Source organism: Demequina flava, assembly GCF_000975035.1.
Classification (GTDB): domain Bacteria; phylum Actinomycetota; class Actinomycetes; order Actinomycetales; family Demequinaceae; genus Demequina; species Demequina flava.
The window spans coordinates 544508-557861 of record NZ_BBRA01000002.1; the positions used below are offsets into that span (position 1 = coordinate 544508).

Here is a 13354-nt window from a genome sequence, read left to right on the forward strand (position 1 = left end):
GCACATGCCCCCTACGCCCCGGCGCACTGTCGCGCCGCCCTTGCGTCGCGCCCGCCTGGCCGTATCGCTGATCTTCTTCACAAACGGCATCGTGCTCGGCGGCTTCGCTCCACGCATCCCCGAGATTCGCGCCGGGCTTGGCCTTTCCTATAGCGAGCTGGGCGTCGCGATGGCACTGTGGCCCATCGGTGCACTCCTGCTGGGACTTGCGGCTGCGCCACTGATCCGGCACTTCCGCTCATCGAGGGTTGCGACCATCGGCATGGTGGCGAGCGTGCTCGCCATGCTTGGGGCTGGCATTGCCGGGAACGTGTGGCTCTTTGGCGCGGCCTTGTTCATCGTGGGCGCCACGGACGCGATTGTCGACGTCGCACAGAACGCTCACGGCCTGCGAGTCCAGCGGCGCTACGGATCTTCGATCTTCAATTCCTTCCACGCGCTGTGGAGTGCGGGCGCCGTCACCGGCGGGCTGCTCGGTGCGGCGTGCGCGAGCCTTGGCGTCAGTGTGGCGGCCCAGTTCTCCGCCCAGGCCGTTCTCGTCATCGCGATCAACGCGGTGGTCTACCAGTGGATGTTGCCCGGGCCAGAGCCGCGCAGCGCCGCCGACGAAGGAGCTGATGAGGCAGCCGTTCCCCACGACGGCTCCGCTCAGCACACTCCCCTGCGTGCTGTTCCGATCAAGACCTGGGGACTCCTTCTTGCGCTCACGGTCATCGCTATCAGTGGCGGCTGGACCGAGGATGCCGCCTCCACGTGGTCCGCGAGCTACATGCAGGATGAGCTGGGCGCCGCAGCCGGCATTGCAGCATTGGCATTCGTCGCGATGCAGGGGTGCCAGTTCATTGGACGGCTCCTGGGCGACGGGATGGTCGACCGCTGGGGCCAGCGCACCGTCGCCCGCTGGGGCGGCTCGATGGTCGCGCTCGGCATGGGAGCGGCCCTGGCGTTCCCGACCACGTGGGGCACAATCATCGGCTTCGGTATCGCTGGCTTTGGCGTAGCGACATTGATTCCTGGTGCAATGCACGCCGCCGATGAGCTGCCGGGCCTGCGTGCCGGTACTGGCCTGACGATCCTTTCGTGGCTCCTGCGATTGGCGTTCCTGTTCTCGCCGCCGCTTGTGGGCGCGATCGCGGATGCGACGAGCCTTCGGGTCGGACTCATGCTGGTGCCCATCTTTGGCGCGCTCGTGGTGGTGCTGTCCGGCGTCCTCGAGCCACGCAAGGACACCTCCAAGTCCGACGCCTGACACAGCCCGCCGTACACACGTCGGCGGCCTGTCGCTCCACGCACCCAACATCGCGGACCGGATCCTCCGACGCTTCCGGTGTGCCACAACGACGCCACCGCCGCTGACCAGGGAATGAATTCCGGCACTTCGCGTTATTACATGCAAACGCATATAATTAATGCGGGTTCGGACCACACATCCGAACAGCCAACCCCAGGAGGAAGCCATGCAGTTCGGCATCATGTCCGTCTCGGACATCACCCGCGATCCAGTCAATGACTACACGCCCTCAGAGGCCGAGCGCATCAAGAACGTCGCACGCATCGCACTGAAGGCTGAGGAAGTGGGCCTCGACGTCTTCGCCATTGGCGAGCACCACAATCCACCGTTTTTCTCGTCGTCACCGACCACGCTCTTGGCGCATATCGCCGCCCAAACGGAGCACCTCACCGTCACAACCTCGACGACGCTCATCACCACGAATGACCCGGTGCGGATCGCGGAGGAGTACGCGATGCTGCAGCACCTCTCAGGTGGCCGTATGGACCTGATGCTGGGCCGCGGAAACACGGGCCCCGTGTACCCGTGGTTCGGTCAGGACATTCGCCAAGGCCTGCCGCTCGCGCTCGAGAACTACAACCTGCTGCACCGCCTGTGGCGTGAGGACGTCGTGGATTGGACCGGCAACTACCGCGGCCCGCTCCAAGGCTTCACGTCCACACCGCGACCGCTGGACGACGTCCCGCCCTTCGTCTGGCACGGCTCTATTCGCACCCCTGAGATTGCCGAGCAGGCCGCGTACTACGGCAACGGCTTCTTCGCCAACCACATCTTCTGGCCCAAAGAGCACACGCAGCGCATGGTGCAGTTCTACCGCCAGCGGTTCGAGCACTACGGACACGGCAACCAGGCGGAGGCAATTGTGGGACTTGGCGGCCAGACCTTCATCGGCAAGACCAGTCAAGAGGCGCGGGACAAGTTCCGCCCGTACTTCAATGAGGCACCTGTTTACGGGCACGGCCCGTCGCTGGACGACTTCTCCTCCCAGACTCCGCTGGCGGTCGGATCGGTCCAAGAGGTGATCGACAAGACACTCGAGTTCCGCGAGTACGTCGGCGACTACCAGCGTCAATTGTTCCTGGTCGATCACGCAGGCCTTCCCGTCGAGATGGTCCTCGAGCAGCTCGAGTTCCTCGGCAACGAAGTGGTCCCCGTGCTCCGCAAGGAGACTGAATCGCGACGCGCACCGGGCGTCCCCAACGCCCCCACGCACGCGAGCATGGTGCACGCCAAGTACGGCGACGCCGAGCCGCGCCAGCCGCGCCCCAACGCCAACCGTGGCGACAACGTCACCGGAGCCTCGCCGTACCAGGACTCCGAGGGCACCCAAGCGATCTACCCGTCGATGTGAGGCGTGACATGACCACCGCACCGCTGCGCCGCAACAAGACTGTTGCCGCCAATCACGCATGGGAATCGTCGATGACGGCCCACGCCGTCCTGATGCGCCGCTTCGCCGCCCAGGACGTCTGGGAGAGCCTGAGTCAGCGCGAATATGACGTGCTGTACACGCTTTCTAAGGCAGACGGGCCGATGCGCCTGACGGCCCTGAGTGACAACGTCCTGCTCAGTCAGCCAGCCCTGTCACGCATGGTGGACCGGCTTGTCTCCAGAGGCTTGGTTAGTCGGTGCGCCGATCCGGGCGATGCTCGGGCCTCCCACCTTTCACTCACTCCTGACGGAGTCGCTCTCCAGCGCTCAGTCGGCCGCAAGCATGGAGCAGCGGTCGCAGCGACCATGACAGCCGCTTTGAGCGACGACGACCTCGCAACTCTTGAACGCATCAACCGGACACTTATCTCACACGCAAAGAAGGAGTCATGAACGCCGACCCCACCCGCCTCGTCGTCGTCTCCGCGGGGGCGTCTAACCCCTCGTCAACACGCATGCTCGCCGACCGCATCGCACAGCGCGTGACGTCGCGTGGACGCGAGGGCGGTCATGACATCGCGGTAGAAGTGATCGAAGTCCGCGAACTGCTCCCCGAGCTCCCGCAGGCATTGTCCAGCCGCTTTATGGGACCGGCCTTCACCCGAGCCATCGAGGCACTCACGCGCGCGGACGGCATCATCGCGGCCACACCCGTCTACAAGGCGGCAGCTTCCGCCGCGTTCACCGGCTTCTTTCAGGTTCTCGAGGACGACCTCCTCATCGGCAAGCCCATGGTGCTCGCGGCCACGGCAGGGACGTCCCGCCACTCTCTGGTCGCCGACACCGAGATGCGCTCGCTGTTCGCCTACATGCGCGCGCTTCCCGTCCCCACGAGCCTGTTCGCCGCACCCGAGGACATGAACAGCGAGGGCCTCGGCTCGCGGATCGACAGAGCCGCTCGCGAACTCACGGCCCTCATGGCAGCCGGGTTCGCAGACGCTGTGCGTGGCGACACGTGGCATCACTACAGCCACGAGTTCGGCTCGGCCGCGAATGCGGAGGCAAGTGTGGACTTTGATTCTGACCTGATGAAGCTCGCCACGGGCGGCACCCTCTCCCGCCCGAAGTCGCAAGAAAAAGCCGAGTAATCATGACAGACAAGTGACGAAGTGATGAGATTCACACCCCGGCAGGTCACAATGCGATTGCGACGGGCACAACCCGCCAAGATCGGGCGTTAGGGTCAACAACAGCCCCCGTCGAGGTGAGGAGAAACGTGAGCGAGCAACAGGCCACGACAGTGCGCAATGACGATGCCGCTCGGTACGAGTACCGAGCCGACCGAGACGTGCTCGGTTACATCGACTTCCGGCTGGAAGGCGACGCGACTGTGCTTGTCCACACCGAGGTTCCCGAAGAGTTCCGCGGCACCGGCATCGCTCGCGAGCTCGCCGCTGGCGCACTCAAGGACCTGGCATATCGCGACGCCGTCGTGGTGCCGGTTTGCCCATACCTCGCGAGGTACCTCCACCGGTGCGAGTCGTGCGAGGTCGAGGTTCGCTGGCCTCAGCGCTAGTTCTGCCCACCTCGCGCTCGCGCGACAACTCGACCCCGTTGAGAGGTCCAGAACCGGTCGAGCATCTCGGTTAAGTCCTCCTCGTCAGCATCGGCCCCGAACGCCTCGGTGAGCGGCTCAAACTTCACGCCGTGCGACAGTTCTCCCGCGACCACAGGCGCGAACCCCAGCGCGTCCACCAGGCCGGTGACGGCCGCAACGTCGGCGTCGTCATCCCCGGCCACTGCCATCCCCAGCCGCTCCGGGTCCCCCGCCGGCCGGGCCAGCTCCTCAAGCGCGTAGCCGCTCAGGTGGTTGAGCGACTTCACGACCCGGGCTCCCGGAAGAGCCCCTGCCACGATCTCTGACGACGTCGTCATCGGGTCTTCAAACTCAGCGATCTTGCCGTCAAGCTCCCACCAATAGTTCATTGCGTCGATGACCAGCACGCCGCCCAAGTCCGGAAGGTTGCGATATTGGCGCAGAGGCGTTGCCAGCACCACGGCATCGGCCCTCAGAACCGGCTCCACGGGTCCTGCGGACCCCGCGATCACTACCTCAATTCCGGCTTCGCGTGCGAGCGCAGCAATGGCCTTGCCGATGCGCCCCGCGCCCAGGATTCCGAGCGAGTCAATGATGGAAGTCACGCCCGCCACTGTATGCGCTGAGCGCAGATAGGCTTTCGCCATGCCCTTCTCCCCTGCGCATTCGCGCGCCATCTTCCTTGACGTCGATGGCACGTATGCCGACCACGGCGTCGTCCCCAAGGCGCACGAGGACGCCGTGCGTGCGGTCCGTGCCAACGGTCACGCCGTGCTGCTGTGCACTGGCCGGCCAGTCAGCGCAATCTCCCCTCACCTCCTCGCGGCCGGCTTTGACGGAATCGTGAGTGGGGCGGGCGCGCGAGTAGAACTCGGCGACGATGTCTTGGTCGACGTGCGATTCCCGGCCGACATCGCACGCAGGACAGTCGAGGTCCTCGACCACCACGGCGCTGTCTACGCGCTCGAGAGCCCTGAGGCGATGTATGCCGGCCCCGAGGTCGACCTGCTGTTGGATTCCAAGACGCCCGGCCCGGAGGTCCCGCCGGAACGCCGCGACGCCTTCGCAATCTTCCGCAAGGCGCTCGAGATCACTCACGCGCGCGCAGACAAGTCCTATTCCAAGGTGTTCGTCTTTGACTCCGGAGCGCCAATGCGTCAGGTGCTCGACGAGATTGGACCCGAAGTTTCGGCCGTAGCGGGGTCGAACGAAGCGCTGGGCGAGCGCACGGGCGAGATCCACTTGGCGCACATCACCAAGGCGGTCGGGATGCAGGCCGCGCTGGAGGGCCTGGGGCTACCGGCCGATGCTTCGGTTGCCGCGGGCGATGGCCCCAACGATCGCGAGATGCTCGCCAGCGCCGGCACTGCAATCGTGGTTGAGGGAGCCTTGCCCGACCTGATGGCGATGGCCGATCTTGTGGCCGGGCCGCCCAGCACGCACGGCCTTGTGTCAGCATTCACGACACTGGGCCTCATCTAGCGCGGCCCACTCCTCGCCTCGCGGCGAAGCCTCACCACTCGTGGCACAGGGGGGTTACGGCGAGACCGCCTTCAGTGCGACAATGGCTCCCGTTCCCCGCCGTTGCGCGCAGTCCGTGAGGCCACCGCCCACCCACGCACCGGCCAGAAAGGCTGCACCCCAGCTATGTCGAATTCTGCCGAGCGCACCGCTGTGTCCACCGAGACCACGACAGCGCGCGACAACCTCGTAATCCGTGTCCTCATCATCTCTGCGTTCACGGTCATCCTTAACGAGACGATCATGGGCGTCGCGATCCCGCACCTCATGGCCGATCTCAACATCACGGCCATCGACGCGCAGTGGCTGACGACCGCCTTTCTCCTGACAATGGCCATCGTGATCCCCATCACCGGCTTCTTGTTGCAGCGCTTCCCCACCAGGCCGCTGTACATCATCGCGATGTCCGTCTTTGTAGCGGGCACTGCCCTCGCCGCGGTCGCGCCTGGCTTCGAGGTCCTCCTCGCCGCGCGCATTGTCCAGGCGTGCGGCACCGCCGTCATGTTGCCCCTGCTCATGACCACCGTCATCTCGCTCGTACCAGAGCGCGAACGTGGGCGCCGCATGGGCACCATCGGCATGGTCATCTCTGTGGCACCCGCGATTGGCCCCACGATCTCCGGCATCGTGTTGGCGTTCGCGTCGTGGCGATTCCTCTACGTCGCGGTGCTCCCGGTCGCAATCACGGTGCTGATCTTTGGCATCGTGGCCATGCGAAGCACTAACGAGCCCAAGAAGACGCCACTCGATGTGCTGTCGGTCATCCTGTCCGCGATCGGTTTCGGCACCCTGGTGTACGGATTGAGCCTCATTGGCGAATCTGCCGAGGGCGACGTGTTGAAGGCCGTGGGCTACGCAGTACTGGGCGTGGCTGTCATCGCGTTGTTTGTGTGGCGTCAGACCATTCTCCAGCGTGGGGACCGAGCACTTCTGGATCTACGCACCTTCAAGTCGCGCACCTTCGCGGTGTCGTCGGCCATGTTCGTGGTTTGCATGGTCTCGCTGTTCGGCACCATCATCCTGATCCCGCTGTACACGCAAGGCGTGCTGGGGCTGAGCGTTCTCAACACCGGACTGCTCCTGCTGCCCGGAGGCCTCACGATGGGCCTGCTCGCAACCCCCGTGGGCCGCGCTTACGACAAGATTGGCCCGCGCGCACTGCTCATTCCCGGCACGATCTTGGTGGCCACGGCTCTGTGGAGCGCTTCGCTGTTCTTGGGCGATGGGTCGCCCTGGTGGTCCGTTCTCGCCGTACACATGACGATGAGCGTGGGGTTGGCATTCGTGTTCACTCCGCTGTTCACCGCTTCACTCGGTGCGCTTCCGCGCAAACTGTACGCCCATGGCGCGGCAATCATTTCGACCATTCAGCAGGTCGCGGCAGCAGCCGGAACCGCGCTGTTCGTTGCCACCATGACCGCCGTGACTCACACTCAGCAAGCAGAAGGCGCCTCGGACGTGTCCGCTCAGGCCAGCGGGATCCAAACCGCCTTCATGGTGGGCGCGATCCTGGCGACCGTCGGCATCGGACTCGCGACGCTCATCGAACGTCCAGTCTCACAGGACTCGGACGCCGAGGCGCCCGCCATCGCGCATTAACAGAGCGCGTTCGCCTCACCCACGTGACGCCGACGCCAGTGCTAACTCACAAAGTCAACCCCGGCATCGGCCCGCAATGCGGCGCCCACACGGGACTGCATGTCCTCCGACATCTGAGGCATCGCGTCGACGGGGAACCACCTTGCTTCGAGGTTCTCTCCGTCGGCAGGGTGTGGGTCTCCGCTGATGTAGCGGAAGCGGAACGTGAGATCGAGGTATTGGGCGCGATCGCCGTTGTCGTAGACCGTCTCAGGCAGTGCTCGGACACGCACCATCTGCACCGCCTCGGCGACCACATCGGCCTCCTCGAGCACCTCGCGCGCACCGGCGATCGCAGGCTCCTCGCCAGGATCGATGATGCCCGTCACAGGTGTCCAGGCGCCGGTGTCCGCGCGCTTGACCAACAGGACCTCCGCAGTGGTGTCAGCGCCCTCGCGTAGGACGACGGCGGTTACGCCGGGAAACCACAGCATCGCGTTGCCGATGGTCTCGCGCAACGACAGGATGAAGTCAGGCGTCGCCATGAGCAGGCTCATCCCCCGCGGGCATCCGGGTCCAGGTGGGGAACTTCGCGGTCCGACCATCTCCGGACGACTTGCGCAGAATCCGGCGCCCGAGCCACGGCAGGACGTGAGTGGAGTAGTACTTGGCCTCCACCATGGGTCCCGACTTCGCGATGTCGTCGTCGGCTGCCGTCGGCAACGGCGTCCGCACGCCCAGTTCCGTCAAGACGCGCGCCGCCACTCGTGAGTGACCAAGCGCATTGAGGTGCAGGCGATCGGGAGACCAATAGGGGGCCCGCCGCAGTTCCTCGTCGCTCCAGTTGTCGACGAAGCGCTGCTGCGGCCTGCGGTTGAGGAGCTCGTCCGTCGCGTCGAGGTATATGTCGCCGCGTTTGCTCATCATCGAGCCGCGCGGCAGGCGGTCCGTGGGGTCCGCTCCTGAAAGCATGAGGAGTTCGACGCCCTCCTGGTCGCAGCGCCGAATAGTGCGCTCCACCAAGCCCATGATGCGTTCCAAGTTGAAGCCAGGACGCATCATGTCGTTGCCGCCACCGTTAAACGTGATCAACGTGGGCTTGGGATCCAGTGCGAGTACTGCTTCCAGCTGATCGTGAACGATGGGGTCGATCAGCTTGCCGCGGATTGCGACGTTGACGTAGTCGACCGGCTCGTCGAGGCCCGCACCCAGGCCTGCGGCCACAAGGTCGGCCCAGCCACGCACCGATCCATCAGGGAGTTCATCCCCCACGCCCTCGGTGAAACTGTCTCCAATGGAAGCAATACGCATTCGTTGATGCTAACCCCGAACAGGGCCGATGCTGTAGTCACCTCTGGTCAGGAGTCACCTGCGCGCGGTGTTGTGGGAGCGATTGTGGGTCTGGTGGCAATCTCCGCTTGTGCGACGATGGTTTCATGCCTACGTTGACCGATTTCACCGCCACAACGCTCGATGGCTCGGAACGCGCACTGTCCGACTTCGCCGGTGAGGTCGTGCTCGTCGTCAACACCGCCTCCAAGTGTGGGTTTACCCCGCAATACGGCGGACTCGAAGACCTGCACAAGCGTTACTCGGACAGTGGATTCGCCGTGCTGGGGTTTCCGTGCAATCAGTTTGGCCACCAGGAACCTGGCCAGTCCGACGAGATTGTGGAGTTCTGCGACACCACCTACGGCGTCACGTTTCCGATGTTCGGCAAGATTGACGTCAACGGCAAGCATGCGCATCCGCTGTACATCTGGCTCAAGTCGGAGGCTGGCGGAACGCTCGGCTCTGCCATCAAGTGGAACTTCACCAAGTTCCTTGTGGGCCGCGACGGCCACGTGATCGCACGCTATGGCTCCAACACCGAGCCCGAGCAGATTGCTGCCGATATTGACGCTGCGCTGTCGGACAAGGCCGCCGAATGAGCAAACGCAACGTCGAGATGCAGAAGAAGGACCTGCGCGAGCGCGACTGGGAGCTCGCCGCGGATGACGACTCGGTGACCGTCTTCCGGTCACGCCGACCGTGGGCGACCTGGGTTCCCGTCCTACTCGTGATCTTGTTCTTCATCAACACGTACCGCGAGGTCGCGACAACAGACAACCTCCACAACACGATCCTGGCGTCGATCATCTGGGGCGTGGCGCTGCTCGGTCCGGCTGCGTGGATCTTCTGGCTGTGGGGCTACGACCGCAAGCGCCCCGTCGCACGCATGATGAACCGCAAGGATGTCGGCGACGGTGTCGCGATTACGCTGCGTGACACCAAAGGGATGCGGCACGACTTCGTGGTGCCGCCAGATGAGGCCGACAGGCTAGAGCGACTCCTGGGCGCGGCGGGAGAGCCGGCCCAGTCGTAACGCCGGGCGAAGGCGCGTAGTTTGGCACTATGAGCGATGCCACTGTGCCGGAAGTTCTCGACGAACTCGCTGCGCTTCACGACCCTAAGATCCTGGCTGTCAACGAGCGCCATGGAGATGACCACGCGGTCAATCTGACCAAACTCCGTGCGATCGCCAAGCGCATCAAGACAGATCAGGATCTCGCCCTCGAGTTATGGCACACCGGCGACACCGAGGCACGGCTCGTGGCGCTCCTCATTTGTCGCCCCAAGCAGTTCACGGAGGGCGACTTGGATTCGATGCTCCGCGATGCGCAGCGACCCAAGGTTCGCGATTGGCTCCTGGGCTACGTCGTGGCCAAGAGCGCACACATGGAAGCGCTCCGAGTCCTGTGGTTTCACGACGCTGACACTCACGTGCAGGCGGCCGGGTGGGCACTCACGGCTCTTCGCCTCCGCAAGCGCAACAGCGAAGGGCTCGACCTCACCGCCTTGCTCGACCAGATCGAAACCCAAATGAAGGACGCCCCTGCGGACTTACAGTGGGAGATGAATAACGCGCTGGCCTACATCGGCATCGAGCACGAGGACCGCCGCAAGCGTGCACTGACGATCGGCGAGAACCTGGAGGTCCTCAAGGACTACCCCACTCCCCCGAACTGCACGTCACCGTATGCCCCTATCTGGATCAATGAGATGGTGAGCCGGCAGTCCTAACCGAGTGAGCATCGGCCCGGCGCCCCTCATCACTGACCGTCCCAGAAACAGCGAAAGCCGCCCCGAAGGGCGGCTTTCTTGATGCTGTCTCAACACATCGTGGAGCTGAGGGGACTCGAACCCCTGACCCCCTGCATGCCATGCAGGTGCGCTACCAGCTGCGCCACAGCCCCGTGATCTTGCGACCAGGTGCCCCGAAGGGCGAGTGCAATAGTAGCCCAGATTCGGACCTAAACCCAAATCCGCTACGGCGCCCCGAGCCCGTAGTGCTCCAGGTGCCACGCCCCGGAGGTCGACTCCGTCACGACCGACCAGGCGGCGTGCGGTACGTGGCCCAGGAGGCGCGAATGCGGCAACTGGCCGAGCAAGTTGAGTATGCCCAGCTGAATAGCCGAGCCATGACTCACGATCACGACCGGGGTGTCCGATCCGCTGAAAGCACGTAGCCCGTCGCCGACGCGTGCACCGACGTCGGCCGCCATCCCCCACCCGTCGATCTCGGGATCCTGACCACGCTGCTTGGCCTCCCACTCCTCGGGCCACTGCGCCGCGACCTCTGCGGAGGTTAGGCCTTCCCACACGCCATAGGAACGCTGGGTAAAGGCGGGGTCCACGGTCACGGGTTCATCAATCAGGTTGGCGAGTTCCCCGGCCGATGCTTTGGCTCGTTGCAGCGGCGAACTCACGACTCGCAGATGCTCGCCATGGAGGCGGATAATCTGCTTGGCCGCCGCCCGGGCCTGGTCTCGGCCACTCTCCCCCAGCGCAATGTCGAGTGAGCCTTGGAGCCGTCCCTCGCTGTTGTAACCGGTCCGGGAGTGTCGCCACAGAATCAGTGTCGTCACGACGGCACCACCAAGTCGGCCGTCACGTTGTGGCGTTCGAGGGTCCAGTCACCACGATCGCGCCGGGACAACCTGCTCCACGCGGTGTTTCCCAGGTTCCCGAGCGTGCGGTGTTCGAGCGGCAGGTGCAGCAAGCCCTGGAGCCCTACGCGTGCGCTACTGCCGTGCGAGAAGGCAACCAATGTCCGCCCGGGCTCCACGGCATCGGCCCACTCCTCCAGGCACTCCACCATGCGTGCTCGCACCAAGTCATGCACCTCGAATCCCGGGATATCCGGGTTGCCGTGAGCGTGCCACGTGGCGAGTTGCTCGGGCCACTGGCTAGCGCGTTCCTCCGGGGTGATGCCTTCCCAGACCCCGTACGCGCGTTCGCGCAACCGGTCATCCACGTGCACCTCGGCGCCGATCAGGTCGCCAAGCGCGTGCGCCGTGTGTTGGGCGCGGGTCAGCGGCGAGCTGATGATCGTTGGCTCGTCACCGATTCTCTGAGCGAGCGCGTGTGCCGCGCTATCGGCTTGGCGCCGACCTTCGTCGGTCAGCGCAATATCGCTCGCGCCCTGCAGGAGGCCCTGCACGTTCCACTCGGTTTGCCCATGTCGCACCAGGTAAACCTGCACGTATGACCTCCTCCCAGCGGCAGGTGTGTAGGGTCAGGCGACCTCGACGACCGGGCAGTCCTTGTATAGGCGCTCGATGTCGTAGTAGGCGCGCTCCTCGTCATGCATCACGTGGACCACGATGTCGTTGAAGTTCAGCAGCACCCAGCGGCCTTCACGGTGGCCCTCGCGACCGATGGCCTTCGCGCCGACGCCGTGAAGTGCTTCTTCAACTCCGTCAGCAATCGCGATCACCTGGCGCTCGTTGGACGCAGACGCAATGACGAAGACGTCCGTCAACGGCATAGTTCCCGTGACGTCGAGGGCGACGATGTTGGTGGCCTTTTTGTCGTCGGCGGCACGGGCCGCCTCGCGGGTTAACTCCACCGCTCGTTCAGTCGCGCTCAATCAACTACCTTTCATCACATTCCACACGATCACGCCAAGAGCAAACGCCACGGCGCCAAGCACCGCGAGCTGTGCCCAACCAAAGTGACGGGCGCCACCAGCGGGGTGAAGTTCTGGCTTCTCACGCGGTTCCACGGAGAAGTTTCCGGTCGGCACCGGCTCAACGTCAGGAGTCGGCGCATAGGTCGACGTCCTAACGCTGCTGAGGTCAGGGCGCGGAAGCGGCTCGGACTCAAGGTCGTCCTCGTCGACGTGGGCATCGACCTCACCCGTCACACGCGGCACTTCGGCCGTCATCAGCGGGTGGCTGTCCCACGGGGACGCGGGCGAAACATTCGACGCGCTGTCGGCATTCACAACTTCAGCGCTCGACGCAGATACAGGCGCGAATGCCGGCATGGACCCTGTGGACGGGCTGGGTTCGCTCGCGGACGGATCAAGCAGCGCTTCGAAGGATGGCACTCCTGGCTGCATCGTCGAGGACTGCTCAGCCGCGCCGCGATCCTCCTGGTCAGGCCCCCACGGCTCGTGCGATGGCTGTGCCGGCTCCGCAGTGTTGTTGGGGTCGAGTTGTGGTCCGTGCTGCGCCGCGTGGACTCCAGCCCAGAGGTCCACCGGCCGCTCCGGTTCACCGGACGGGTCTTCGTACCCCCACGGCCGTGGAGTCTCGGTCGCCGCCGGCTCAGGTTCGCTCACCGACTGCGCCAATTCAGCTGTATGCGCCGTCTCGTCAGCGACAAAGTCGCTGTCCGGCTGGGGCTCGTCGCTCGCGGTCGTGTCAGTGGCGGGCTCGGAAGGCTCAGGAGTCGATGCGGTGGTCGGTGCTGCCGGCGACGAGGCGTTGGCTGCTGCTGCGGAGGCCGCTTGGTCCTCCATGAGTCGGCGCTGGGCCGAACCCGGCGGGAACAACATCGCGAACATCTCCGGAGTCATGCCGGGGGGCATTCCGAGAGGCGGCTGCGGCTGCGGCTCTGGCTCTGGCTCTGGCTCTGGCTCTGGCTCTGGCTCTGGCTCTGGCTCTGGCTCTGGCTCTGGCTCTGGCTCTGGCTCTGGCTCTGGCTCTGGCTCTGGCTCTGGCTCTGGC

General features: G+C 64.8%; 16 protein-coding genes, 1 tRNA gene and 1 pseudogene. 10 read left to right on the forward strand and 8 right to left on the reverse strand.

Annotation, left to right across the window (positions count from 1 at the left end):
- Positions 1 to 4: 4 nt before the first annotated feature.
- From AOP74_RS11170 to AOP74_RS11190, 5 genes are all read left to right on the forward strand, one after another.
- Entirely contained in the window at positions 5 to 1249 is a 1245-nt protein-coding gene (locus AOP74_RS11170; protein ID WP_061962432.1) for an MFS transporter, read from the forward strand.
- Between the two features lie 208 nt (positions 1250 to 1457).
- On the forward strand, positions 1458 to 2642 hold the full coding sequence (locus AOP74_RS11175) for a CE1758 family FMN-dependent luciferase-like monooxygenase (RefSeq protein WP_061962433.1): 1185 nt from the start codon (positions 1458 to 1460) through the stop codon (positions 2640 to 2642).
- Between the two features lie 8 nt (positions 2643 to 2650).
- A complete protein-coding gene (locus AOP74_RS11180) occupies positions 2651 to 3115 on the forward strand; it encodes a MarR family winged helix-turn-helix transcriptional regulator (protein ID WP_061962434.1) in 465 nt (154 codons plus the stop codon).
- A complete protein-coding gene (locus AOP74_RS11185) occupies positions 3112 to 3810 on the forward strand; it encodes a CE1759 family FMN reductase (protein ID WP_061962435.1) in 699 nt (232 codons plus the stop codon). Before AOP74_RS11180 ends, AOP74_RS11185 begins: the two co-directional genes overlap by 4 nt.
- A gap of 128 nt (positions 3811 to 3938) precedes the next feature.
- Complete coding sequence (locus AOP74_RS11190; RefSeq protein ID WP_061962436.1) at positions 3939 to 4238, forward strand: GNAT family N-acetyltransferase; 300 nt, start codon at positions 3939 to 3941, stop codon at positions 4236 to 4238.
- Here AOP74_RS11190 and AOP74_RS11195 read toward each other — a convergent pair.
- Positions 4235 to 4864: an NADPH-dependent F420 reductase gene (locus tag AOP74_RS11195; protein ID WP_201774330.1), complete on the reverse strand. Its 630-nt coding sequence runs from the start codon at positions 4862 to 4864 to the stop codon at positions 4235 to 4237. The genes AOP74_RS11190 and AOP74_RS11195 overlap by 4 nt on opposite strands.
- 40 nt (positions 4865 to 4904) lie before the next feature.
- Here AOP74_RS11195 and AOP74_RS11200 point away from each other — a divergent pair, with 40 nt between their 5' ends.
- Together AOP74_RS11200 and AOP74_RS11205 are read left to right on the forward strand one after the other, a co-directional pair.
- A complete protein-coding gene (locus tag AOP74_RS11200; RefSeq protein WP_061962438.1) occupies positions 4905 to 5741 on the forward strand; it encodes an HAD family hydrolase in 837 nt (278 codons plus the stop codon).
- A 165-nt stretch (positions 5742 to 5906) separates the two neighbouring features.
- A complete protein-coding gene (locus AOP74_RS11205; protein WP_061962439.1) occupies positions 5907 to 7379 on the forward strand; it encodes a DHA2 family efflux MFS transporter permease subunit in 1473 nt (490 codons plus the stop codon).
- A 41-nt stretch (positions 7380 to 7420) separates the two neighbouring features.
- Here AOP74_RS11205 and AOP74_RS11210 read toward each other — a convergent pair whose 3' ends face one another.
- Both AOP74_RS11210 and AOP74_RS11215 read right to left on the reverse strand, forming a co-directional pair.
- Positions 7421 to 7903, reverse strand: a complete 483-nt coding sequence (locus tag AOP74_RS11210; protein WP_061962440.1) for an NUDIX hydrolase — start codon at positions 7901 to 7903, stop codon at positions 7421 to 7423.
- The gene (locus tag AOP74_RS11215; RefSeq protein WP_061962441.1) at positions 7890 to 8669 is read right to left on the reverse strand and encodes an SGNH/GDSL hydrolase family protein; all 780 of its coding nucleotides are present in this window, start codon (positions 8667 to 8669) and stop codon (positions 7890 to 7892) included. Before AOP74_RS11215 ends, AOP74_RS11210 begins: the two co-directional genes overlap by 14 nt.
- A gap of 125 nt (positions 8670 to 8794) precedes the next feature.
- Here AOP74_RS11215 and AOP74_RS11220 point away from each other — a divergent pair, with 125 nt between their 5' ends.
- From AOP74_RS11220 to AOP74_RS11230, 3 genes are read left to right on the forward strand one after another with little or no spacing between them, the layout of a single operon-like run.
- Positions 8795 to 9289: a glutathione peroxidase gene (locus tag AOP74_RS11220; protein ID WP_061962622.1), complete on the forward strand. Its 495-nt coding sequence runs from the start codon at positions 8795 to 8797 to the stop codon at positions 9287 to 9289.
- Positions 9286 to 9723: a hypothetical protein gene (locus AOP74_RS11225; RefSeq protein ID WP_061962442.1), complete on the forward strand. Its 438-nt coding sequence runs from the start codon at positions 9286 to 9288 to the stop codon at positions 9721 to 9723. Before AOP74_RS11220 ends, AOP74_RS11225 begins: the two co-directional genes overlap by 4 nt.
- Positions 9724 to 9752: 29 nt before the next feature.
- Positions 9753 to 10421 carry a DNA alkylation repair protein gene (locus AOP74_RS11230; RefSeq protein WP_061962443.1) on the forward strand — a complete coding sequence of 223 codons (669 nt, stop codon included), beginning with the start codon at positions 9753 to 9755 and terminating at the stop codon, positions 10419 to 10421.
- Positions 10422 to 10521: 100 nt separating this feature from the next.
- On the opposite strand, the gene AOP74_RS11235 is transcribed toward AOP74_RS11230, so the two are convergent.
- From AOP74_RS11235 to AOP74_RS12260, 5 genes and pseudogenes are all read right to left on the reverse strand, one after another.
- Positions 10522 to 10594 (reverse strand) — tRNA-Ala (locus AOP74_RS11235).
- A gap of 72 nt (positions 10595 to 10666) precedes the next feature.
- Positions 10667 to 11266 carry a histidine phosphatase family protein gene (locus tag AOP74_RS11240; protein ID WP_061962444.1) on the reverse strand — a complete coding sequence of 200 codons (600 nt, stop codon included), beginning with the start codon at positions 11264 to 11266 and terminating at the stop codon, positions 10667 to 10669.
- Positions 11263 to 11883 carry a histidine phosphatase family protein gene (locus tag AOP74_RS11245; RefSeq protein WP_061962445.1) on the reverse strand — a complete coding sequence of 207 codons (621 nt, stop codon included), beginning with the start codon at positions 11881 to 11883 and terminating at the stop codon, positions 11263 to 11265. The genes AOP74_RS11240 and AOP74_RS11245 overlap by 4 nt, the downstream gene beginning before the upstream one ends.
- Before the next feature lie 33 nt (positions 11884 to 11916).
- A complete protein-coding gene (gene rsfS, locus AOP74_RS11250) occupies positions 11917 to 12270 on the reverse strand; it encodes a ribosome silencing factor (protein ID WP_061962446.1) in 354 nt (117 codons plus the stop codon).
- Positions 12271 to 13354, reverse strand: a pseudogene (locus AOP74_RS12260) (hypothetical protein); the annotation flags it as partial.

Bases quoted from the DNA above. Each gene is read 5' to 3' on its own strand.
- AOP74_RS11225 (WP_061962442.1), top strand. From the start codon at position 9,286: ATGAGCAAACGCAACGTCGAGATGCAGAAGAAGGACCTGCGCGAGCGC.
- AOP74_RS11175 (WP_061962433.1), top strand. From the start codon at position 1,458: ATGCAGTTCGGCATCATGTCCGTCTCGGACATCACCCGCGATCCAGTC.
- AOP74_RS11220 (WP_061962622.1), top strand. From the start codon at position 8,795: ATGCCTACGTTGACCGATTTCACCGCCACAACGCTCGATGGCTCGGAA.
- AOP74_RS11200 (WP_061962438.1), top strand. From the start codon at position 4,905: ATGCCCTTCTCCCCTGCGCATTCGCGCGCCATCTTCCTTGACGTCGAT.
- AOP74_RS11215 (WP_061962441.1), bottom strand. From the start codon at position 8,669: ATGCGTATTGCTTCCATTGGAGACAGTTTCACCGAGGGCGTGGGGGAT.
- AOP74_RS11170 (WP_061962432.1), top strand. From the start codon at position 5: ATGCCCCCTACGCCCCGGCGCACTGTCGCGCCGCCCTTGCGTCGCGCC.
- AOP74_RS11210 (WP_061962440.1), bottom strand. From the start codon at position 7,903: ATGGCGACGCCTGACTTCATCCTGTCGTTGCGCGAGACCATCGGCAAC.
- AOP74_RS11205 (WP_061962439.1), top strand. From the start codon at position 5,907: ATGTCGAATTCTGCCGAGCGCACCGCTGTGTCCACCGAGACCACGACA.
- AOP74_RS11230 (WP_061962443.1), top strand. From the start codon at position 9,753: ATGAGCGATGCCACTGTGCCGGAAGTTCTCGACGAACTCGCTGCGCTT.
- AOP74_RS11180 (WP_061962434.1), top strand. From the start codon at position 2,651: ATGACCACCGCACCGCTGCGCCGCAACAAGACTGTTGCCGCCAATCAC.
- AOP74_RS11185 (WP_061962435.1), top strand. From the start codon at position 3,112: ATGAACGCCGACCCCACCCGCCTCGTCGTCGTCTCCGCGGGGGCGTCT.